Annotated in this window: 19 protein-coding genes; 13 read left to right on the forward strand and 6 right to left on the reverse strand. The window is 69.8% G+C overall.

Annotated elements, in window-relative coordinates:
- Nucleotides 1-86 precede the first annotated feature (86 nt).
- The 5 genes from ABXJ52_RS36040 (at nucleotide 87) to ABXJ52_RS36060 (ending at nucleotide 5,044) form a co-directional block, all read left to right on the forward strand.
- Nucleotides 87-350, forward strand: coding sequence for a BatC protein (locus ABXJ52_RS36040; protein ID WP_367048207.1), 264 nt, complete (start codon nucleotides 87-89; stop codon nucleotides 348-350).
- Nucleotides 347-1,552, forward strand: a complete 1,206-nt coding sequence (locus ABXJ52_RS36045) for a cupin domain-containing protein (protein ID WP_367048209.1) — start codon at nucleotides 347-349, stop codon at nucleotides 1,550-1,552. Before ABXJ52_RS36040 ends, ABXJ52_RS36045 begins: the two co-directional genes overlap by 4 nt.
- Nucleotides 1,553-1,559: 7 nt before the next feature.
- Nucleotides 1,560-2,459, forward strand: a complete 900-nt coding sequence (locus ABXJ52_RS36050) for a sucrase ferredoxin (protein ID WP_367048211.1) — start codon at nucleotides 1,560-1,562, stop codon at nucleotides 2,457-2,459.
- Between the two features lie 123 nt (nucleotides 2,460-2,582).
- Complete coding sequence (locus tag ABXJ52_RS36055) at nucleotides 2,583-4,268, forward strand: ribonuclease J (RefSeq protein ID WP_367048213.1); 1,686 nt, start codon at nucleotides 2,583-2,585, stop codon at nucleotides 4,266-4,268.
- Nucleotides 4,269-4,330: 62 nt separating this feature from the next.
- Nucleotides 4,331-5,044, forward strand: a complete 714-nt coding sequence (locus ABXJ52_RS36060; RefSeq protein ID WP_367048216.1) for a spermidine synthase — start codon at nucleotides 4,331-4,333, stop codon at nucleotides 5,042-5,044.
- 32 nt (nucleotides 5,045-5,076) lie between these two features.
- Here ABXJ52_RS36060 and ABXJ52_RS36065 read toward each other — a convergent pair whose 3' ends face one another.
- The 4 genes from ABXJ52_RS36065 to ABXJ52_RS36080 form a co-directional block, all read right to left on the reverse strand.
- Nucleotides 5,077-5,823: a DUF1838 family protein gene (locus ABXJ52_RS36065; RefSeq protein ID WP_367048218.1), complete on the reverse strand. Its 747-nt coding sequence runs from the start codon at nucleotides 5,821-5,823 to the stop codon at nucleotides 5,077-5,079.
- Nucleotides 5,824-5,981: 158 nt separating this feature from the next.
- Complete coding sequence (locus ABXJ52_RS36070) at nucleotides 5,982-6,221, reverse strand: chaplin (RefSeq protein WP_367048220.1); 240 nt, start codon at nucleotides 6,219-6,221, stop codon at nucleotides 5,982-5,984.
- 169 nt (nucleotides 6,222-6,390) lie between these two features.
- Nucleotides 6,391-6,780: an STAS domain-containing protein gene (locus ABXJ52_RS36075; protein WP_367048222.1), complete on the reverse strand. Its 390-nt coding sequence runs from the start codon at nucleotides 6,778-6,780 to the stop codon at nucleotides 6,391-6,393.
- Nucleotides 6,781-6,871: 91 nt separating this feature from the next.
- On the reverse strand, nucleotides 6,872-8,104 hold the full coding sequence (locus tag ABXJ52_RS36080) for a cytochrome P450 (RefSeq protein WP_367048224.1): 1,233 nt from the start codon (nucleotides 8,102-8,104) through the stop codon (nucleotides 6,872-6,874).
- A gap of 229 nt (nucleotides 8,105-8,333) precedes the next feature.
- Between ABXJ52_RS36080 and ABXJ52_RS36085 the strand changes: the two genes are divergently transcribed.
- The 3 genes from ABXJ52_RS36085 to ABXJ52_RS36095 all read left to right on the forward strand — a co-directional run bounded on the left by ABXJ52_RS36085 (nucleotide 8,334) and on the right by ABXJ52_RS36095 (nucleotide 10,994).
- Nucleotides 8,334-8,528 carry a hypothetical protein gene (locus tag ABXJ52_RS36085; protein ID WP_367048226.1) on the forward strand — a complete coding sequence of 65 codons (195 nt, stop codon included), beginning with the start codon at nucleotides 8,334-8,336 and terminating at the stop codon, nucleotides 8,526-8,528.
- A gap of 134 nt (nucleotides 8,529-8,662) precedes the next feature.
- Nucleotides 8,663-9,631: a DUF3500 domain-containing protein gene (locus ABXJ52_RS36090; protein ID WP_367048228.1), complete on the forward strand. Its 969-nt coding sequence runs from the start codon at nucleotides 8,663-8,665 to the stop codon at nucleotides 9,629-9,631.
- A gap of 142 nt (nucleotides 9,632-9,773) precedes the next feature.
- Nucleotides 9,774-10,994: a lipase family protein gene (locus tag ABXJ52_RS36095; RefSeq protein ID WP_367048230.1), complete on the forward strand. Its 1,221-nt coding sequence runs from the start codon at nucleotides 9,774-9,776 to the stop codon at nucleotides 10,992-10,994.
- A gap of 100 nt (nucleotides 10,995-11,094) precedes the next feature.
- On the opposite strand, the gene ABXJ52_RS36100 is transcribed toward ABXJ52_RS36095, so the two are convergent.
- Nucleotides 11,095-14,055 (reverse strand): family 16 glycoside hydrolase, encoded by a 2,961-nt coding sequence (locus ABXJ52_RS36100; protein WP_367049478.1) that lies wholly within the window; start codon nucleotides 14,053-14,055, stop codon nucleotides 11,095-11,097.
- Between the two features lie 650 nt (nucleotides 14,056-14,705).
- Here ABXJ52_RS36100 and ABXJ52_RS36105 point away from each other — a divergent pair.
- From ABXJ52_RS36105 to ABXJ52_RS36125, 5 genes are read left to right on the forward strand one after another with little or no spacing between them, the layout of a single operon-like run.
- The gene (locus ABXJ52_RS36105) at nucleotides 14,706-14,888 is read left to right on the forward strand and encodes a hypothetical protein (RefSeq protein WP_367048232.1); all 183 of its coding nucleotides are present in this window, start codon (nucleotides 14,706-14,708) and stop codon (nucleotides 14,886-14,888) included.
- A 12-nt stretch (nucleotides 14,889-14,900) separates the two neighbouring features.
- Nucleotides 14,901-15,611: a hypothetical protein gene (locus tag ABXJ52_RS36110; protein ID WP_367048234.1), complete on the forward strand. Its 711-nt coding sequence runs from the start codon at nucleotides 14,901-14,903 to the stop codon at nucleotides 15,609-15,611.
- Nucleotides 15,608-16,603, forward strand: a complete 996-nt coding sequence (locus ABXJ52_RS36115) for a hypothetical protein (RefSeq protein WP_367048236.1) — start codon at nucleotides 15,608-15,610, stop codon at nucleotides 16,601-16,603. Before ABXJ52_RS36110 ends, ABXJ52_RS36115 begins: the two co-directional genes overlap by 4 nt.
- A complete protein-coding gene (locus ABXJ52_RS36120; protein WP_367048238.1) occupies nucleotides 16,600-17,523 on the forward strand; it encodes a hypothetical protein in 924 nt (307 codons plus the stop codon). The genes ABXJ52_RS36115 and ABXJ52_RS36120 overlap by 4 nt, the downstream gene beginning before the upstream one ends.
- A complete protein-coding gene (locus ABXJ52_RS36125; RefSeq protein ID WP_367048240.1) occupies nucleotides 17,520-18,617 on the forward strand; it encodes a serine hydrolase domain-containing protein in 1,098 nt (365 codons plus the stop codon). The genes ABXJ52_RS36120 and ABXJ52_RS36125 overlap by 4 nt, the downstream gene beginning before the upstream one ends.
- Before the next feature lie 30 nt (nucleotides 18,618-18,647).
- On the opposite strand, the gene ABXJ52_RS36130 is transcribed toward ABXJ52_RS36125, so the two are convergent.
- Entirely contained in the window at nucleotides 18,648-20,078 is a 1,431-nt protein-coding gene (locus ABXJ52_RS36130; RefSeq protein ID WP_367048243.1) for a carbohydrate-binding protein, read from the reverse strand.
- Between the last annotated feature and the right edge of the window lie 126 nt (nucleotides 20,079-20,204).

The following is a 20,204-nucleotide window of genomic DNA, read 5'->3' on the forward strand; positions in this document are numbered from 1 at the left end:
CGAGCTTGGTGAAAGCAGCAAGGGATCTCGAGGGTGTGCCCCCGTCCCAGCCCAGCCGTTCGATTCCCAGATTCTCAGGAGGAACGATGACCAACCCCGAGCAGGATCCGAACCAGAACGAGGGGCCTGCGGACGGCGGTGCCGCGGGCACGCCCGGTGTCCACGACGGAGGAGCCGACGGTGGGGCCGAAGGGCCCGCGGACGGTGGCGCGGCGGGCACCCCGGGCGTTCACGACGGAGGAGCCGACGGTGGGGCCGAGGGGCCCGCGGACGGCGGTGCGGCGGGCAGGCCGGGCGTCCACGACGGAGGCGCCGACGGCGGAGCCGACGAGTCCGCAAGCGGCTCTTGAGCATCCCCCCGACCGAGCTCCAGAACGCCGACGCCGCAGCAGGCGTCGGCGTTTTGGAGACACGGCTGACCGGCCTGAGCAAGGAGCGGTTCGCCCGCGACGTCTGGGCGCGCACGGCGCTGCTCACACGAGGAGCGAGCGACTTCTCCGACCTGTTCTCCGCCGACGCCGTGGACGAACTGACCTCGCGTCGGGGCCTGCGTACGCCCTTCCTCCGTGTCGCCAAGGACGGCTCCACACTCCCCGAGTCGTCCTTCACCTCACCCGCCGGCGTCGGCGCCACCATCGCCGACCAGCTCGACGACACCGCCCTGTGGCGAAGCTTCGCGGACGGCGCCACGCTCGTCCTGCAAGCTCTGCAGCGCACATGGGCGCCGGTCGCGGACTTCACCGCCGGGCTGAGCACGGAGCTGGGGCATCCGGTGCAGGCCAACGCCTATGTCACGCCGCCGCAGAATCGCGGGTTCGACGACCACTACGACGTCCATGATGTCTTCGTACTGCAGATCGACGGCACCAAGCGCTGGCTCGTCCGCGAGCCCGTCCACCCCGACCCCCTGCGCGATCAGCCGTGGACGGATCGCCGCCGCGCCGTCGCCGAGGCCGCGAAGGGCGAGGCCTGCATCGACACCGTTCTCGAGCCCGGGGACGTCCTCTACCTGCCGCGGGGCTGGCTGCACGCCGCCCAGGCGCAGGGGGAGGTCTCGATCCATCTGACGCTGGGGATCCACAGTTGGACGCGGTACGCGCTGGCCGAACAGCTCGCCAAGGCCGCACTCGCGGAGCTGCGCGACGACCCCGAGATGCGCGGCACCCTGCCCCTGGGGGTGGACGGGCCTGACGGCGAGCTCGACATCGTGCGCGAACGCCTCGCCGCCGCGATCACCAAGGTCGATTCCGCTCCACTGTTCCACCGCACCAGACGAGGCCAGGCACGCCCCGCGCCGCTGGGGCCGCTGACCCAGCTCAAGGCCGTCGACGGCCTCGGCCGGCACTCACGGGTACGTCTTCGCGGTGAGTTGGAAGCGCGCCTCGACGGCCCGCGTCTGTCCACGCGCGTGGGCTGGCTCGACTTCCCCGCGGCTGAACTGCCGTCGGTGGCCCGCATGCTGGACGGCGAGATTCGCACCGCCGGCGATCTCGGCATCGAACTCGTCGAGAGACTGCTGCGTGCGGGCGTACTGGTGCCCGCGGAACAGTGACACAGCCATGGTGATCGCGGCAGACCGCTTCTTCTGCGCCGAGGCCGCGCGGACCCGCGGCGACCCACTGGCGGGCACAGCACCGCACGGTTCCATCTGGGTACTCATCGAGTACGAAGGCGGCTGGCCGCCCAACGGCTTCGACGGACTCCGTCTCGAACCCCTCACCAAAGGGCTCGTGTTCGCCGCCGCCCAGGCGGTGCGGGCACGCATCCTCCTGGTCAGGCGGCACGGACGCCGCACCCCCGAGAATTCCAGGCGCTGGGCCGTGCTGCGCCAGGACAGCTCCGGCGCCTGCCGCCAGCAGTGGGGCACATGGAGCCGTGATCAGGACCTGGCGGGGATCGCCGACGCCCTCAGCGCCCCCGGAGAGCTCGGGCTTCCGCCCGTCGTCCTCGTCTGCACCCACGGTCAGCACGACACCTGCTGCGCCGTGCGCGGCCGGCCCGTGGGACGTGCCCTCAGCGAGCGCTGGCCCGACCTGGTGTGGGAATGCACCCACATCGGCGGTGACCGGTTCGCGGCCAACGTCGTCGTCGCGCCCGACGGCGTCTACTACGGCGGACTCGACGCCCCGTCATCCGTCACGGCGGTGGAGGAACACCTGGCGGGCCGGATTCACGGGGCACATCTGCGCGGTTACACGGATCTCTTCCCGCCGCAGCAGGCCGCTGTCGCGGCCGTTCTCAGACGCTTCGGCCCGGCAGGCCGGCACGACTACGCGGTCGTCGAGACGTCCCGCGAGGACAACCACTGGCGCATCCGCCTCACGGGCCGCCCGCCCCACCCGACGACGCTCGACGTCGAGGTGCACTCCTACCGCACCCCGCCGTGTCAGCTGACCTGCCGCGGACTGTCCATGAGCTCCGCGGCCGTCTACGAGGTCACCTCCATCGGCGTCGGCTGAGCCCCGCTGCCAGGCTCGTTCACCCGTCCGGACCAGCGTGCGAGCGGCCACGATCGCCTGGATCACAGCGGAAGGCCGGCGTCCTTCGGGCCGGCTCTTTCAACTCTCCGGTAGCGTCGGCGTATGAGTCATCCGCACCCTGAGCTGAAGCCCGCCCCGCCGCTCACCAAGGGGGGCCTGCGCGTGGTCGCCCTGGGCGGGCTGGGTGAGATCGGCCGCAACATGACGGTCTTCGAGCACGCCGGCAAGCTGCTCATCGTCGACTGCGGCGTGCTGTTCCCCGAGGACAACCAGCCCGGCGTAGACGTCATCCTTCCCGACTTCACGTCGATCCGGGACCGGCTGGACGACGTCGTGGCCGTGGTGCTCACCCACGGCCACGAGGACCACATCGGCGGCGTGCCCTACCTGCTGCGTGAACGGCGCGACATCCCCGTCGTCGGATCGAAACTGACGCTGGCCTTCCTCGAGGCCAAGCTCAAGGAGCACGGCATCCGGCCGCGCACGGTGCGGGTGCGCGAGGGGGACCGGCGTGGATTCGGGCCCTTCGACTGCGAGTTCGTGGCAGTCAACCACTCCATCCCCGACGGGCTCGCCGTCGCCATCCGCACAGGTGCCGGAATGGTGCTCCACACCGGTGACTTCAAGATGGACCAGTTCCCGCTGGACGACCGGATCACCGACCTGCGCGCCTTCGCCCGGCTCGGAGAGGAGGGCGTCGACCTCTTCCTCACCGACTCCACCAACGCCGAGGTACCGGGCTTCACCACCTCCGAGCGCGAGCTGAACCCCGCGATCGAGCAGGTCCTGCGTACGGCGCCGAGACGGGTCATCGTCTCCAGTTTCGCCAGCCACGTACACCGCATCCAGCAGGTGCTCGACGCCGCCCACCAGTACGGCCGCAAGGTCGCCTTCGTGGGCCGCTCGATGGTCCGCAACATGGGCATCGCCCGCGACCTGGGCTATCTGAAGGTTCCCTCGGGCCTTGTCGTCAGCATGAAGGAGCTGGAGAAGCTCCCCGAGAACCGGATCGCCCTGGTGTGCACCGGCTCCCAGGGTGAGCCGATGGCCGCGCTGTCCCGGATGGCCAACCGCGACCACGTGATCCGCATCGGCAGGGGAGACACCGTACTTCTCGCCAGCTCCCTGATCCCCGGCAACGAGACGGCGATCTACCGCGTGATCAACGGCCTCACCCGCTGGGGCGCCAACGTCGTCCACAAGGGCAACGCCAAGGTGCATGTCTCGGGGCACGCGAGCGCCGGTGAGCTCATCTACTGCTACAACATCGTCAAGCCACGCAATGTCATGCCCGTGCACGGCGAGTGGAAGCATCTGAAGGCCAACGCCGATCTGGCCATCCGTACCGGCGTCGACCCCGACCGGGTCGTCATCGCCGAGGACGGCGTCGTCGTCGACCTCGTCGACGGCCGCGCCTCCATCACCGGCAAGGTCCCCGCGGGCTATGTCTACGTGGACGGGATGACCGTCGGCGGCGTCACCGAGGCCTCGTTGAAGGACCGGCTCACGCTGGCCGAGGAGGGTGTCGTCACGGTGGTCGCCATCGTCGACGCCGACACGGGGGCACTGGCCGAGGCCCCCGACTTCCTGGCCCGCGGTTTCGTCCACGACGCGGCCACCTTCGAGTCCGTCATCCCGGTGATCGAGAAGACCCTGGCCACCGCCGCCGAGGAAGGGGTCGGCGACGCCCACCAGCTCGAACAGCTCATCGCTCGCGCCGTGGCGAACTGGGCGTTCCGCACCCACCGCCGCAGGCCCCTGATCATCCCGGTCATCATCGACGCCTGACCACGCGCCGGTCATCCTGCCCCAGCCGCCCGAACTGCCCGGCCTGCCCAGAAAGTGAACGGATGAGCGTGCGTTTCGAGGAGATCGACTGGCGTCCGACACCGATGGGGGACATCAGCCTGCGACGGCGAAGGGACCCGGCATCGGGCGATGACGTGTACGAGGTGAAGCTCGGTGACGAGTTCCTGATGTCCAGCCTCTTCACCGCCGGCGAGATCGCGCTGACCCGGCTCGGCCTCGCGCAACTGCCGGACACCGAACTGGACGTGGCGGTGGGCGGCCTCGGCCTCGGATACACCGCACGTGCCGCTCTCGACGACCGGCGGGTGCGCTCGCTGACCGTGATCGAGGCACTCGGCGAAGTGATCGACTGGCATCAGCGCGGGTACGTGCCGCTGGGCGCCGCCCTGTCGTCGGACCCCCGATGCCGCCTGGTCCAGGGCGACTTCTTCGCGATGGCGGGCGAGGACGGCGACGGTCTTGACCCCGAGGAGCCGGACCGCCGCTTCCACGCCATCCTCCTCGACGTCGACCACTCGCCCCGCCACGTACTGCACCCCAGCCACGCGGCGCTCTACGAGCCGAGCGGCTTGCGTGCCCTTGCCCGGCGGTTGCACCCCGGCGGCGTCTTCGCCCTGTGGTCGAACGACCCGCCGGACGCGGAGTTCTACGCCGTACTCGGCGAGGTCTTCCCGAAGGCGGAGAGCCACGTCGTCGATTTTCCCAACCCGCTGCAAGGCGGCAGCGCCACCAACACCGTGTACGTGGCGGGGTGAAGAAGAGCAGAGGTCCGTAAGCCGGTGGAGCGCTACTTCGGCGGGTGGAGCTTGCGGAAGTACGTCCAGCTGGTCTCGTTGGGCTCGCTCCACTTCTCCGGGGCGCGGGCGAACTCCGGGTGGTGGGCGGCGATGTAGGCGCGGGTGCGCTCGGGGACCTGGTCGTACGAGCCGAGCTTGCGGCCCCGGCAGTGATAGGTGAGCCCGCCGGGCCGTTGGCCGCGTTCCATCCACGGGAGCCAGGGGGACATGCGGGTCCACGACATGGTGGCTGGGACGCTGGGCGCGGCGCCGGCCAGGTCGGCGCGGTCCGCGAAGAACTGGAAGAGCTCCAGAGCCTTGTACGTGTCGTCGGCCGAGTTGAGGGGGTACTGGGCCACGGGCAGCGGCGAGGGATAGGCGAGCGGGATCTCCAGGCTGAAGCAGACCTGTCCGCCGAGATCAGTCGTCGGAATGGGGAAGGGACGCCATTTCTGGTTCGCTGGGTCGTTCCATATGTGCACCACCGGCAGACCCTGCCAGGTCTTCAGGATCTCGCGCGTCCCGGGGTCCAGGTAGAACGCGGCCTCGCGGGTGAGCAGTTGGTAGGCGTCAGGTCCGGCTTCGACGTCCTGGACGAGCCGGGCGACATTGATCCCCTCGAAGCCGAACAGGCGCTGGTAAGGCTCGTCAGGCGCCCAGGAGTACACGTCTCCGGACCACCAGTACGTGACCTCGTCGCCGTCGAGCGAGGCCCGGGTACGCGCGAAGGAACGGAGCAGCTCTGCGGGTGTCGTCATAGGGACCACTCTGCGCCACCGCCGCCTGTTCCGGCGCGTCCGCGTGGCCTGTCCATCGGCTCCAGCAAAAAAGCGAGCGTGCCACCGAAAAGGAGGGTCGGTGGCACGCTCGCTCAGACCGTGTGGAGCCAGTGGCTCCTACGGTGCTTTACGACCGGTCAGGCGTTGACGCAGGTGTTGCCGAAGGCCGGGTTGAGCAGACCGATGACGTTGACGGTGTTACCGCACACGTTGACCGGGATGTGGACCGGGACCTGGGCCTGGTTGCCCGAGAGCACGCCCGGCGAACCCACGGCAGCACCCTGGGCGCCGGCGTCCGCGGAAGCGAGACCCGCGGCGCCCATCACGAGACCACCGGTGGCCAGCACCACGCTCATCGTCTTCTTCATGGCAGACATACTTCTTTCTCCTAGGGTTCGACCAGCAGGAAGGCGCCAAGCCAGCCTCAACAGACGTCGCGTGGCCGGAGCACCCCGCTTCTTTGGCGCCTCGGCTTGTCAACGCCCCAGTCGGGCTTCGGACACGCTGATTCCCCCGAATGCCAGCCCCCTGGCCCGGCCAGGAGTGTCAGGTGCTGGGAGCGGTCGTGGCGTCGAGGAGCGCGCGCAGTTGCTGAAACCCCTCTTCGCGGGTGTCGGCCAGAGGCAGGACGCCGGCGGCGCCGGTGATCTCGAGTACGCGCTGCACGGACGTGTGGAACGGGCCGGCCAGGACGAAGGGGCGTTCTGCCTGCTCGTGCTCGGTGCTGGTGTGCAGGATCAGGCCGAGCAGGGTGCTGTCGGCGAAGGTGAGTTCGTCGACGGCGAGCAGGGTGGCATCGGTGTCACGGTGCGTCCGGGCGCTCTGGAGGGCAGCGGTGACCGCGCTCGCGTCCTGGATGTCGATCTCGTGGCGCAGCGTGACAACGGCCACCCGTTCCATCAGGGAGAGTTCAATTTTGTTGTCGTCGGGAAACATTCCCCGACCCTGTCATATTCGCGCCCGGGCGTGCACGGAACACTCCTACTCGTGGAGGCCGCCCTGGCGCCCACGAGGAGGAGAGGGAGCGTCAGTTACCAGTGGCCGGGCGGAGGATGACCGGCAGTTCCCGGTGCCCGTTGGAGATGAACGACTCCGCGGGGCTCAGTGTGGAGGCGGGGACGGCGAGGGCGAGGTCCGGGAAGCGGGTGAACAGTGCCCTGAGCGCGGTCTCTGCCTCCATCCGGGCCAGGGCGGCGCCGAGGCAGACGTGGACGCCGTGCCCGAACGCGAGATGGGTCTTGTTGGCTCGGGTCAGGTCGAAGGTGCCGGCGCTCGCCCCGTGGAGGTCAGGGTGCCGGCCCGCTGCCGCGTAGGAGGCGAGGATCGCCTCACCCTGGCGGATCGTGAGCCCCTGTGCCAGCGGAATGTCCTCCACCGCGAACCGCATCGGCAGGTGCGCCACGGGGGCCTCGTAGCGCAGCGTCTCTTCGACGACATCTGTCCACGCGCTCTTGCCCTCGCGGACCAGGGCGAGCTGTTCGGGGTGGCTGAGCAGCGCGGCGATGGCCTGGTCCAGCAGGTTGACGGTGGTCTCGTAGCCCGCGCTGATCACGAGGAGGAGGGTGTCGAGGAGCTCCTGCTCGGCCAGGACGGAGCCGTCGTCGTCCCGGGTGGTGATGAGTACGGAGGTCATGTCGTCGCCGGGCTCGGCTCGCCTGGCCGCGACCAGGTCGGTCAGGATCGCGTACAACTCCTGGGTGTTCGTGGCGGCCTGGTCGGGGTCGAGCGTGGTGTCGAAAACGCGGTCGACGGTACGGCGGAACCGGGCCTGGTGGTGATCGGGCACCCCCATGAGTTCGCTGATGACACGGATCGGCAGCGGGTAGGCGAACCGATCGCGCAGATCGACGGGCTCTCCGGCGGGAAGGGCGGCGAACTCGTCGAGCAACGTGTGGGATATCTCCTCGATACGCGGCTGCAGGGCGGCGATACGGCGCGCGGTGAACGCCGGGCTGACCAGACGGCGCAGCCGCCGGTGGTCGCCGCCGAAGGCGGTGAACATGTTGTCCACGGCCACCCACAGCGCGAGCGGCCAGGTGCCGACGATCTTGTCCGGGAACATCGGCCAGTGCTGACGGGGGTCCTTGGATACCCGCGGGTCGGTGAGGAGCTGTTTGAGCAGGGACGGATCGGTCACGGCCCACGCCTCGACGCCCAGGACATCGACGCGGGCGGCCGGGCCGCGCGCACGCAGGGCGGCGTCCTCGGCGTGCCGGTCGCTGCCGGTGGCGTCCAGGACAAGGATCTGCGGCTGGTCCATGCGAGTGCTCCTCAGGGGTCGGGAATGCGCGGCCGGCGACCAGGCACGGGACACATTAGTTGGCCATCGGCGGGTCGGTGAAGGGCACTTGGGGGAGGGGACGCGCAGGTGGAGAGGACGTCACTCTCGTCGACTTTCCCTCGCTGCGGCGCGTTGACCGCCGAGGGCAAGCGGTGCCAGGTGATCATCGGACTGTACGGCTGACGTGCCCCGGAGGAATGAGAATGAGATGACCGACGCCATCGTCCTGCTCGGAGTGGTCATCGGATTGTCCGTGCAGATCCAAGCCGTGTGGGACATGAGTCGCGCCCCTCTGGAGGGCGAAGACACGGATGCCGTGCAAGCCCAGGCGATCCTCCTGGCGATGGCGGGGGCCCTGTGCGCCGTCGTCGCCCTGTGCGTGGCGCTCTTCGTCCCGAGCTGACCGAGGCGCTCTCCAACCGGAAACCGGCATCGATTCCGGTGTCGCGTCGTCACTGGATGGCGCACCATGGGGCCCAGGAGAACGACATCGTCTTGCGGGTGCGCCGGGTACGGCGCCGTCGGGGAGGAAGAACGGTGGACGGACAGCAGTGGGAGGCGACGGCCGCGGCCGTGCGGGAGGCGGTGCGTGCGCTGCTGCGCGTGCTGGAGCCGGAGCAGGTGCGTGTGCTGCGAGCGGGGCCCGACCGCCTGGACGCGCCCGAGTGGCGGGAGTGGACGTATCTGCCGGGCTCGCGCCCCGGGTTGGCGACCGAGGGTCTCGATGCCCGGCAGCGCGAGGCGGTCGACGCCGTGCTGGCCGCGGCGCACAGCGTCGAGGGGGCCGAACTGGCCCGTGGGGCAATCGAAGTGGAGCGGTACCGCCGCGCCGCCGCCGGCGCCACGGGGGATGACCGCTACTGGGTGCGCCTGTCGGGCGACCCGGACAGCGGCGGCCCGTGGGGCTGGCGGATGAACGGCCACCATCTCGCCGTACACGTACTGATCGCGCCGGACGGCATGCGCGTGACGCCGCACTTCATCGGCGCGGAACCGGCGCGTATCGCGGACGGCCCGCAGGCCGGACGCAGGCTGCTCGGGCCGGAGGAGGACCTGGCGCGGCAGTTGGTCACGGACCTCGACGTCGGTCGGCGGGCCAAAGCGGTCTTCGCCGATTCACCGCCGGACGACATCCTGACCCGCGACGACCCCTTCGCTGATCCGGATCTGTTGCCGACGGGCCTGACCCACGGCGACATGGCTCCCGGTGAACAGCGGCTGCTCGAGCGTCTGGTGCGCCGCTACCTGGACCGCGCACCCGCCGCGTACGCGCGGGAGTGCTGGTCCGACACCGTGGCGCAAGGGCTGGACACCCTGTCGTTCTCCTGGGCCGGTGGCCGCGCGCCCGGGGACCGGCACTACTACTGCGTCCGGGCGCCGGACTTCCTCATCGAGTACGACAACACCCAGGACGACGGCAACCACGCCCACTCGGTCTGGCGGCACGTCCGCCACGACTGGGGCGCCGACCTGCTTCGCGCGCACTACACCGAGCAGCACGGCTAGCCGGGCCTCGGCGCGCGTCGGAGACGGTCCCCAACGCGTGGTCGGCTTCGCGCCGGACCCCGCACGACTATGGCCGTATTACTGACGGGTCAGTACGGTGCTGCCGAACCCCCCTTGCCCACAGGAGAGTTGGGAGAGCTGCATGATGTCAGCCTTACGCGGACGACCGGTGGCCGCGGGTGCCGTCCTCGCGGTGGCGGTGGTCGGACTCCCCGGGTCCGCCGCCGCGCAGAGCACGACCGCGCCGGACGACGCCCCGAACGCGACCCGCTCGGCCCCGGGTGCGAAGACCGCACCCGGCAAGATCATCCGCTCGGAACCGTCCTCGTTCCAGTACACCCCGGGCGTACCGACCCCCACCAAGGCCTGGAAGATCACGTACCGGTCCACTTCCGCCAACGGACGGCCCAACGCCGTCTCCGGCACCGTGATCGTTCCCGACGACGGCAGAACCACCCCTCGCCCGCTCATCACGTACGCCGTCGGCACGGTCGGTCTCGGCGACAAGTGTGCGCCGTCCGCCGGATTCCCGGGCGGTACGACGGCCGAGGCGCCACTCGTCAACGCCGCGCTGGTACGCGGCTACGCGGTCGTCGTCACCGACTACGAAGGCCTCGGGACGCCTGGAGACCACACCTACATGGTCGCCAAGGCTCAGGGCAGCGCCGTCCTCGACGCGGCACGCGCGGCCCAGCGGCACCCGGAAGCGGCGAAGTTCGGCGTCTCCGCGAACGCGCCCGTCGGCATCATGGGCTACTCCCAGGGCGGCGGCGCCAGCGCGAAGGCCGCCGAGATGGCCAGGACCTACGCCCCCGAGCTGAAGGTCAAGGGAACGGCGAGCGGCGGCGTCCCCGCGGATCTCGCCAAGGTCGCCGAGTCACTGGAGGGTGGGGACAGCGCCGGTTATCTGCTGATGTCCGCCGTCGGCCAGAACGCGGCCAACCCGGCCCTGGGACTGAAGAAGTACCTCACCAAGGAAGGCCGCAAGCTCGCCGAGGTGGTGCGGAACGAATGCGTCGGCACGGTCCTGGAGGCAGGGCGCGGCAAGACGATCGAGGACGTCACCACGTCCAACCCGCTGGACCGGCCCGAATGGCAGCGGGCCATCGCCAAGCAACTGATCGGGACCAAGCGGACGTCGGCGCCGACGTTCGTGTACCACGGGGACGCGGACGAGACGATCCCCTACGCGGTCGGGCAGAAGCTGCGGGCCGACTGGTGCGCGAAGGGGAACACCGTGGAGTGGCAGTCCTTCCCCGGGCAGTCCCACGTGGGGACGGCAATCCAGGGCAACGGCCCGGCACTTGAGTGGCTCGGCCGACGCTTCGCCGGCGAGCCCACGTCAGGCAACTGCGGTACCTGACGCGACGACCCGCGGCCGACGGCATCCAGACGAAGACCGGGCCCGCCCTCGTGCTGAGGGGCGGGCCCGGCAGATGTGCGGGATGAATCAGCGCGTCGACTCAGCGGTCGGTGGGCTCGATCCAGACGTTGCGGAAGCGGACCTTGTTGCCGTGGTCCTGGAGCCGGATGGCCCCCGCGGCAGCGGATTCGGCATCCCCTGCTCCCGTGGGACCGTCGACGGCCACGTTGTCGTGGACCTTCTTGCCGTTCCACACCACGGTGATGCGCGCGTCGGCGGTCTTCTTGCCGTCCGCGTCGAAGCGGGCCGCCCGGAAGGTGATGTCGTAGGTCTGCCAGGTTTCGGGCGCCGTGGAGGCGTTCTCGTCGGCGGCTTTCTTGGTGTAGATGGAGGCGGCTTCGTTCGCGGCGAGTTTCTCCACTCCGTAGGAGTCCAGGATCTGGACCTCGTAGCGTTCCTGCAGATAAATGCCGCTGTTGCCCCGGTCCTGTCCGGTCACGTCGTCCGGGAGCTTGGGCACCCGGAATTCGGCGTGCAGTGTGAAGTCGTTGAAGGCTTGTTTGGTGCGGATGTCGCCGCAGCACACCTCGATGGACTTGTCGGCGGTGCGGGGCCATTGAGGGCTGCTGCCGTCCGGATGCTGCCAGGCGGCGGCGGTGCTGCCACCCGAGAAGAGGTCGATGCGGCTGTCGGGGCGGCGTACTTCGATCATGTCGAGGTTGACATGACCGGTGTCCTCGGGCCGGTAGGAATACGTGATGGTGTTGCGCCCCTTGCGCAGGGCGAGTTTCTCGGTCTTGGTCGACCAGCGCTTCCACGTCTCGGTGGAGGGCAGCTGCGTCTGGCGCGCGGACCCGCCGTTCACACTCACGCCGAGGGTCTTGGTGCCGGGGGCGGGGTGGGGGCCGTTGGCGTAGCGCAGGTCCACCGCGTACGTGCCCTTGGCCGGGGCCTGGACGTCGAACGTGGCCGTGGCACCGGGTTCGCCGAAGCCGTCGACGAAGCCGCTGCCGGTGAATCCGGCGTGCTCGGTGTCGATGTCCGCGCCGCCGGACAGCCGCGCCGACTCGGCGTCGTACGACGTGACCGGCTCGGTCTGGCCGGGGCGGGCGTTCAGGGTGTACCAGGCCTCGGTGGACCACAGCTGCTCGTCGTCGGCCGAGGAGAACGGGCGCGGTGAGCGTACGTGCACCACGCGGTCGCTCTTGAGTCCCGGGATGGTGAGCTGGACGGTGCGCCGGTCGTCGGAGATGTCGGCCTTCGTGACGGTCAGGGCCTCCTCGTCGACCTTGGGGCCGCCATAGGCGGGGGTAGGGGCGTAACGCCACTGCTCGACGGAGTACGCCCCGCTGGTCAGCTTCTCGACGGTCTTGTCCGAAAGCGGCTTGGTGTAGGTGAGCTTGAAGCCGTCGGAGGTGGCGCGCATCGTCTTGATGTCGAACGCGGTCTTGCCGTTCGGGGTGAGCTTCTGCAGGCCGAAGCGGAGCTTGCCCTCCTGGCCCCAGTTGCCGTCCGCACCGAGCCCGCCGGTGTAGATCGCCCCGTCAGGACCGGTGGAGATACGGGTGATGCCGGACTCCAGACCCTGCGTGTGGCGGAACACGGCGCCCTGGAACTCGCCGTTGACCTTCTCCAGATCGGCGCGCTGCAGTCCGCCGTACGTGACGTCACCGAACATCAACTGCCCGGCGAAAGTCCCCTTCTTGACCGTCATGGGGGTGCTGGGGGAGTTGGCTATCTCGTTCTGCGGCAGCCACAGCACCGGCTTGGTGACGGTGTTGTCGTCGAACGGGCCTTCCGGGTTCGTGTAGTGATTGAAGAACCGGTCCTGTTTGACGTGCATCAGCTTCGAGGCGGGCAGCCAGCCGCCCTGGTTGTCCGTGACGAACAGCTCGTTATCGGGGCCGCGGCCGATGCCGTTGGGGGTGCGCAGGCCGCCGGCGAGGTAGGTGACCTTCCCGGTGTTCTTGTTCACCTTGATCGTGGTGCCGCGGTTGGGAGCGGGCTGCGGGTCGGTCGTCGCGCCGCCGTAGTTGATGGCGACGGACAGGTTCAGATAGAAGTCGCCCTTGTCGTAGAGCAGTCCGAAGGCGAATTCGTGGAAGTTCCCGCCGTAGGGCCACTCGGCGATCTTCCGCCGCTCGCTCGCGTCGTCGTCGCCCTCCAGATCGGCGAGCTCGGTCAGCTGGTGCTTCTCCGAGACGTACAGCTTCCCGTCCACGTACTTGACGCCCATCGGCTCCTTGAGCCCGTCGGCGATCTTCTCGAAGGTGACCTTGTCCGGTCCGGTGTCGCCGGTGACGTTGTCCAGGACGTACACCTCGCCCTTGGTCTCCTCGCTGCCGCCCCAGGTGGTCACGGCGAGCCGGCCGTCGGGCAGCCAGTCCATCGCGGAGACCTGCGGCTCGAAGCCCTTGGGGCGCAGATCGGTCAGCGTGTAGCCGGGGTTGACCGACGTCAGGGGGAGGCCGTCGCCCGGGGTGTCGTAGCTGCCCTCGCACTCCTTGCGGCCCGGCGCGGTCACCCGCACCACGTCGGCATCCGTACTGAGCACGGAGTTCGGTACGAGGGTGAAGGCGTCGGCGCCGGGCGGCTTCCACTGCAGGGTGACCTGCTGGTCGTTGCTCCGGTCGAAGTGGTCGACGCGCAGCGGGTGATAGCCCGGGGTGAGGGTGATCTCGCCGTCCTTGGGCTCGGCGCCGTGCAGCCCGTCGTGGTCGACGACCTTCTTGTCGCCGATGAACAGGCGCGAACCGTCGTCGCTGATCAGACGGAAGGTGTACGCGCCGTCCGCGGGCACGTTGATGTTGCCGATGATCTGTGACACGAAGTTGTCGCTGAACCCGAAGCCCTCCGTGGAGGACCAGTCGACGGTGGGGATCAGCTTGTCGACGTTGGGGGTCTGGGCGGGCTTGAGGTCGCAGAGCTTGCTCAGCGGCGACTGGACGTCGAACACCCGCAGCGTGACCCCGGGTTCCTGTGGGGGCAGGTCGGCGAAGGGCCTGTCGTCGTCCTTGTCCTCGGCGCCGACGGCCGGCGCGGTGAGTACGCCGCCGGCCATCAGCAGCCCCAGGAGGATCCCGGCGGCTCTTCGCGGTCTCAGCCGCGTACGGGGGCGGATGCGGCGGGGGCGCGGGGGGTGCTCGTGTGGCGTCACTCGGTCTCCTGCTGGGCGCTGTGAGGCGGCCCGGGCCGCCGGAGCCCGTGTCCGCGGAGGGAGTTGGTGCACATGCGGATGGTGCGAGCCGCGGCATGACGCCGCGCGGTGCGCAGAGTGCTGTACGAGAGCGACGCCAAGCGTACGAAGCATGCCTCGCATCGTCCATACTTTGTCCTCAACAAGGAGAAACTGGCGGGGAGTTGGCGCTCGGCGGCTGCCGCGCTCGAGGCGGCCGCCGGGCGCATCGGGGCACGGCCTCGAGCGGGACTTTCCGGTCGGTAAACTCCGCGCAGATCGCGATAGTTCGCGTATGCAATATCGTCTGCGGATGCCGCCCCATGCTTGTTCGTCTAGGCTTATAAGGGCGCCTCGAAGAGAACGGTTCTGAGGCGTGCAGCATGTAAGGCCTTGCCTCGGTCACGCATTTCACTGATGCGGGTGAGGTAAAGGAAAAGAAATGCGCTGAGTTTCCACGATCTGGCAGTACGGGCGGGAAACGCGCTGACAATACGTGGCGAAACCCAGTGTTCTATGATGGAAGAGGTAGAGGCATGGCTTCCACCGAATTCACGGATCAGGACGTGGCTGAAACTCTGGACGTTGAGGCAGCTCTCGATCCGGTCGAGGTCGACGGTTCCTACCGCGACAGCCGCGAGTGTGCGGCGCTGGCCCTGACGAGCGGGACGACCTCGCTTCTGTTGTCGCCTCCGACACCTCGGCCGAAGAAGGGCTGACGGGGCACTGGTATGGAGGAGTCAGGCACTACGACGCCTCTTGCAGGCGCGGTGCATGGCCTCACATCGGAACTGGTCTCCGCTCTTCGGAGCGGGGGCCGCTTCCGGTTGGCCGGCACCATGACCGGCCCCGACGGGCTGGCTGCCGGAAACGGTCTCGCTCTCGCCGCCGTTCGGGTGGTGGGTGCCGATGCCGTACTGCCGGGCATCCTGCGGCGTACACCGCTCGAACCCGACGATCTCGCCGTGTTCAGCAAGGCCGTGCACGCGTATCCTCCCCCCGCCGATGCCTCGCCCACGTCGGTGTGGAGCCACTGGGCCATGCGACGGACGCTGGCGGGGCTGAACACGTCCCTCGACGGCGCACCGGACCATGGAACAGAGCCTCGGGCGGCCTGGCTCGAGGACGCTCCGTGGCAGGTGCTGACCCATCAACTCGCCGTGCTTGCGCCCCTCGCGGTGCCCGGCGTCGACTGCGCGGTGGCCCGGGTGGCCCGCGCTCGGCCCGTGGACGTCGCCCGAGGCTTCGTCCGTGCGGTCCGCCGCCGCGACTGGCTGCAAGCCGCGGGGGCAGGCCGCTGGCTGGTGCTGCTCGACGGCGTGCCGCAGACGCTCGGTCTGGAGACCGGTCTTGAGTTCGTGGCGCAGATGGGCAGCGAGGACCCCCGCGTGGTGCTGCAAGTGGAGGCGGCGCAGCTGATGCGGGCCGGAGTGCCGGGGTGAGGGCGGGCGACGTCCGGGGGGTCGCCGACGCGGCGCTGGCCTGGGTGTCCGAGCACCGCGACGACTTCGCGCTCGGGGATGACGCCCTGGCCGAGTCCGGCAACGTGAACTTCACCTGGAAACCGATCGGGGAACTGGCGCACGTGTGCGTGACCGTCCGACGGCACACCGAACCGTCCACGCCCCTGCACCAGAAGGCGCGTGACCTGCTGACCTTCGCCTGGCGGCAGACCGGGCAGGGCGACCTCCTGCGCCAACTGCAGGGTTTGGAGCCCTTCGCGACGTATCCCTTGGAGATCTACGCGGCGTTCGCATCGGCCGGGCTGCGCCACCACGGCTTCGAGAAGGCCGCCGCGACGGTGGCGCGCACCCGCTCGTGGCAGATGACCGAGCAGCAGCCCAACCGGCGCCTGGGCATCCTGAACTCCGAACGCCACAGCGGGATGCGGCCGCACCAGGGCATGGAGCGGGCGCTTGAGCGCACCTGGCTGGGCGGACTGCCCGAACCCTGGATGTTCGAAGGGGACGCCGGATACACGCTCACCCATGTGATCTTCCACCTCACCGACTGGGGCGCCGCGCCGCACCACGTTCCCCCGCAGGTCGCCGACTACCTGGCGCAGTGGCTTCCGCCGTGGCTCGACACCTGCCTGGAGGACGAGCGGTGGGACCTGAGCTGTGAGCTGCTGGCCGTGGCCGGAAGCCTGCCCGGCCCGCCCGACCGCACGATGCTGCGAGACGCCTGGACGCGACTCGCCCGCGCGCAGGACGCGTCCGGAGCCGTCCCCGAGGTCGGCCCGCAGCGGGACGGTCGGGCCGGGCAGGCGCCCAGGGACGATTTCATCGGTTGCTATCACTCGACTCTCATGACCGCCTTCGCCGCCGTCCTGACCGCCGGCGCACTGCACGAGGACACCGTGGGGCCCGCTCACCAAGGCCGGCTCGCGCATCAGGAACGGGACGGACAGAGGGGACGAGGAGTGTCGAGATGACCAGCACCCGCCTCATGCACACCGTCGGCAGCCGCGCCCTGGAATGGCTGCACGCCCACCGCGACGGGTTCCGCCTGGAACCGGACGTCGACCCGGAAGTGGGCTTCCTGGAGCGCTTCAAACCGGTCGGCGAGCTGGCTCTCATCTGCGCGGTGCTGTTCCGTGAAGGCGTGGCAGGGTCCCGGGAGGCACAGCTGGCGCGGCAACTGCTCGACCATGCCTGGCGCAACACGTTGGACGGCGGCCAGATGCTGGTGCGCGGCCAGCGCATCGAGCCCCTCTCGCCCATTCCCTTCGAGGTCTACCTCCCGTTCAAGGAGCTGGGCTACAGCCACCCCGCCTTCGAGCAGATGTTCCAGCTCAACCAGCGGCTCGAGAGTTTCGCCGCCCGTGAGATGCCACCGGCGCGCCGCCTCGGGCTCTCCGCCTTCCAACGCCGCTGCGGGCTCGAGCCCCGGCCGCCGGAGGCCGAGGTCATCGGCCGGACATGGCTGGGACGTACCCCCGAACCCTGGACCGTGGAGGGGCACACCGCCTACGACATCACCCACACCGTCTTCCACCTCACCGACTGGGGCAAGACCCCCGACAACATCCCCGCCCCCCTCGTCGACTACCTCGCCACCTGGCTGCCGGTCTGGCTGGACGACTGGCTCGACCTGCAACGCTGGGACCTCCTCGGCGAACTCCTCGTCGTCGACGCCTGCCTGCCCCGCCCCACCCTGGACGAACGGGCCTGGGAGGGCTTCGCCGCGGCCCAACAGCCCGACGGGGCGATGCCCGCCGTTCGCACCATCCCACCGGGCGATCCCGAGGAGCTCTTCGACCTCATCTACCACCCCACGCTCGTCGCCGCCTACGCCTCCGTCCTGGCCACCTCCCGCGCCCTGACGCAACTGGCCCACCCCACACCCGCATGACACCCCCACGCGCACCCTGGCCGGGCGAGCAGATCAAGGCCACCGACGACGGGCCCCCGCCCGAGCACCCCCCGGCCGAGGCCCCGTCGGACGACGAGACGGTGAGCCGACGGCTGGATGAGGCCATCGCCGCGGTGGAAGCGCCCGACGTCGTCTTCGCGCTGTCCCGGGAAGGCCGCCGCACGGTGCGCTGCGGCGGTACACAGCCGCCGCCCCCCGTTCCCCGTGACCGGCTGCGTTACGAGATCGGCTCGGCCTCCAAGACGTTCACCGCTCTGCTGCTGGCGCACCTGACTCGATCCGGCGTGCTCTGCGGGGGCGAGCCGGCCCTTTCCTTCCTCGCTCCGGCGCGGGCCACCGGCACAGACCCCATCACCCTCGCCCACCTGATCACCCACACCTCCGGACTGCCCTCCCTGCCCCTGGACTTCTACCCCCGGGCCCTGCCCACCTGGCGCACCGAGCCCTATGCCGGCTACCAGGACCGGCACGTCATCGACGCCTTCGTACGCCGCCGGCCGCTCCGGCGGCCCGGCACCCGCTGGCACTACTCCAACTTCGGTGTCGCCGCGCTCGGTCACGCCTTGGCCGCCGCCACCGCCACCCCCTGGGACGACCTGCTCACCCAACAGGTCCTGCGGCCAATGCGGTTGGACGGCACGGCCCTGCGCCCCGCCGGCCCGGACACGGACGCCACCGGCCACCGCAAGGACGGCATCACGCCCACGCCACCACTGACCATCGGCGGCTTCGAGGCGGCTGGCGCGGTCCGCGCGACCCCGCACGACCTGCTGACCTTCCTCGAAGCCCACCTCGACCCGACGGGCCACCCCTTGGCCGCAGCCCTGCGGACAGCGAGTCGCCCGGTCCTGCGGCGCGGCTGGGGGCACCGGCACACGCACACCATGTCCTGGTTCCAGCACCCCTCCCAGCACGGCCCCCTCTACTTCCACTGCGGAGCCACGCTCGGCCAACAGGCGTTCCTGGGCTACCGGCCTGACACCGCGACGGCCTTGGCCGCCGTCTGCACCCGCCGCTACCGCGCCCGCGAAACGTTCGTCACCACCGCGTACGCCCTGCTCACTCAGGACTGAGCCGACAGCGTCGACCGCACAGGAGGCCCGTCAGATGCGCTGCCACAGGGCCGGCGTGCGGGCGGGCTGCCATACGCCCTGTGACTGGTGGGGCTGCAGGCACACGTAACTGACACCGTCGTACGTCACTCGTGCCCCGGTCTGGTAGACCTTGCCCGTGCCCCAACTGCCCGAGGCGTCCTGAGGGTTGGTGTCACGCTGGGTGGGGGCGGCCTTCAAGGTGAGCCCGAACTCGTTGAGCAGCGGGTTCAGCGGCTGGTGGAAGGTGACCCCGCCGCTCTTGCAGTCGCCGCTGCCCCCGGACGTGATGCCCTGGGCCTGGGCGCCGGAGAGGTAGGAGCCGCCCGAATCGCCCGGCTCCGCACACACCGTGGTCCGGGTGACCCCCTTGATGACCCCCTCGGCGTAACTCACGCTGGTGCCGTGCTGCTCGATGGTCCCGCAGTGCCAGCCGGTGGTCGACCCCGACCGGCAGATCGCCGCGCCCACCAGTGCCTGCACCGAACCGGCGACCTGAACGTCCGCCGTCCCTTCGCTCTTCACCCGAGGTGTGGCGGTCCACTGGTCGTTCACGCCGACCCAGGACATGTCCTTGACCGGAAAGACCGACGCCTCGAAGGCGCCCTGGGCGACCTTGTTGAAGCCGGTGGTCTTGGCGCCCGGCTTGCCGCAGTGCCCGGCGCTGGCGAAGCCCTGCTTGGCGCCCTTGGTCACCGAGAACCCCACCGAACAGCGGGCCTTCTCGTCGATGTAGTACGCGTCGCCCCCTCGCACGTCGTGCAGCGCCCGCGGGCGGTCGGCCGACACCCTGACATCCAGGAGCCGTCGGTCGACCCCGGCCGCCGCGATCAGCTTGTCGGCTGCAGTGCTGCTCGTCGCCTGCACCGTCGCCTTGTTGGCCCGCACATCGACGTACCGCACCGGCGTATCGAGGCCGCCACCCGTCACGGCGGCGGCATCCAGCTTCGCCGTGAGCGCCTCCAGGTCCTGCAGACCATGCTTGACGACCTTGGCCTGCGCCCCTTCCGCCTTGATCGCAGCAACATCCGTGGCCTTCGTGGTCGCCACCACCAGGCGGGCGGAGGTCGTGCCCTGCACCCAAGCACCCGCGAAGTTCTTGCCCAGGGTGTTCTGAAGACGGCCCGCCCGCGTCCCCGCCTCCGCCTCATTGACCAACCGGGTCCGAGCCTGCTCGCCCGACAGGCCCAGATCACGCTGCAGCGCCCGCAGCAGAACCTTCGGCGGCTTGTCGGCGGCCAGCGTCTGCGCGGCCGACGGGGGCGCAGGCGCCGCGGACGACTGCGGCGCCGGTACAGGCGGGGTGGGCGTGGGCGGCACGACAGCCGCGGCGGCCACCGGCAGCCCCGTCAACACGAAGGCACCCAGCACACTCACCACGAGCCACGCGCGCCGGGCAGGTCGGGCGGGTTGGCCGGGTCGGTCGGCGCGTCTGTCAGCCATGAGTGATTCCTCATTCTCGGAAGATCCGGTTCGACGGGTTGGAGGCAGAGAAACGTCGAAACCTAGACCTTGCCGACACCGACTCAGAAAATGCCCCCACACGTCCAGTTCGGCACAACGGACCAC

Origin of the sequence: Streptomyces sp. Je 1-332, assembly GCF_040730185.1 — a bacterium.
Classification (GTDB): Bacteria; Actinomycetota; Actinomycetes; order Streptomycetales; family Streptomycetaceae; genus Streptomyces.

Bases quoted from the DNA above. Each gene is read 5' to 3' on its own strand.
- ABXJ52_RS36040 (WP_367048207.1), top strand. From the start codon at position 87: ATGACCAACCCCGAGCAGGATCCGAACCAGAACGAGGGGCCTGCGGAC.
- ABXJ52_RS36050 (WP_367048211.1), top strand. From the start codon at position 1,560: ATGGTGATCGCGGCAGACCGCTTCTTCTGCGCCGAGGCCGCGCGGACC.
- ABXJ52_RS36055 (WP_367048213.1), top strand. From the start codon at position 2,583: ATGAGTCATCCGCACCCTGAGCTGAAGCCCGCCCCGCCGCTCACCAAG.
- ABXJ52_RS36060 (WP_367048216.1), top strand. From the start codon at position 4,331: ATGAGCGTGCGTTTCGAGGAGATCGACTGGCGTCCGACACCGATGGGG.
- ABXJ52_RS36065 (WP_367048218.1), bottom strand. From the start codon at position 5,823: ATGACGACACCCGCAGAGCTGCTCCGTTCCTTCGCGCGTACCCGGGCC.
- ABXJ52_RS36070 (WP_367048220.1), bottom strand. From the start codon at position 6,221: ATGTCTGCCATGAAGAAGACGATGAGCGTGGTGCTGGCCACCGGTGGT.
- ABXJ52_RS36075 (WP_367048222.1), bottom strand. From the start codon at position 6,780: ATGTTTCCCGACGACAACAAAATTGAACTCTCCCTGATGGAACGGGTG.
- ABXJ52_RS36080 (WP_367048224.1), bottom strand. From the start codon at position 8,104: ATGGACCAGCCGCAGATCCTTGTCCTGGACGCCACCGGCAGCGACCGG.
- ABXJ52_RS36085 (WP_367048226.1), top strand. From the start codon at position 8,334: ATGACCGACGCCATCGTCCTGCTCGGAGTGGTCATCGGATTGTCCGTG.
- ABXJ52_RS36095 (WP_367048230.1), top strand. From the start codon at position 9,774: ATGATGTCAGCCTTACGCGGACGACCGGTGGCCGCGGGTGCCGTCCTC.
- ABXJ52_RS36100 (WP_367049478.1), bottom strand. From the start codon at position 14,055: ATGGCCGGCGGCGTACTCACCGCGCCGGCCGTCGGCGCCGAGGACAAG.
- ABXJ52_RS36105 (WP_367048232.1), top strand. From the start codon at position 14,706: ATGGCTTCCACCGAATTCACGGATCAGGACGTGGCTGAAACTCTGGAC.
- ABXJ52_RS36110 (WP_367048234.1), top strand. From the start codon at position 14,901: ATGGAGGAGTCAGGCACTACGACGCCTCTTGCAGGCGCGGTGCATGGC.
- ABXJ52_RS36120 (WP_367048238.1), top strand. From the start codon at position 16,600: ATGACCAGCACCCGCCTCATGCACACCGTCGGCAGCCGCGCCCTGGAA.
- ABXJ52_RS36125 (WP_367048240.1), top strand. From the start codon at position 17,520: ATGACACCCCCACGCGCACCCTGGCCGGGCGAGCAGATCAAGGCCACC.
- ABXJ52_RS36130 (WP_367048243.1), bottom strand. From the start codon at position 20,078: ATGGCTGACAGACGCGCCGACCGACCCGGCCAACCCGCCCGACCTGCC.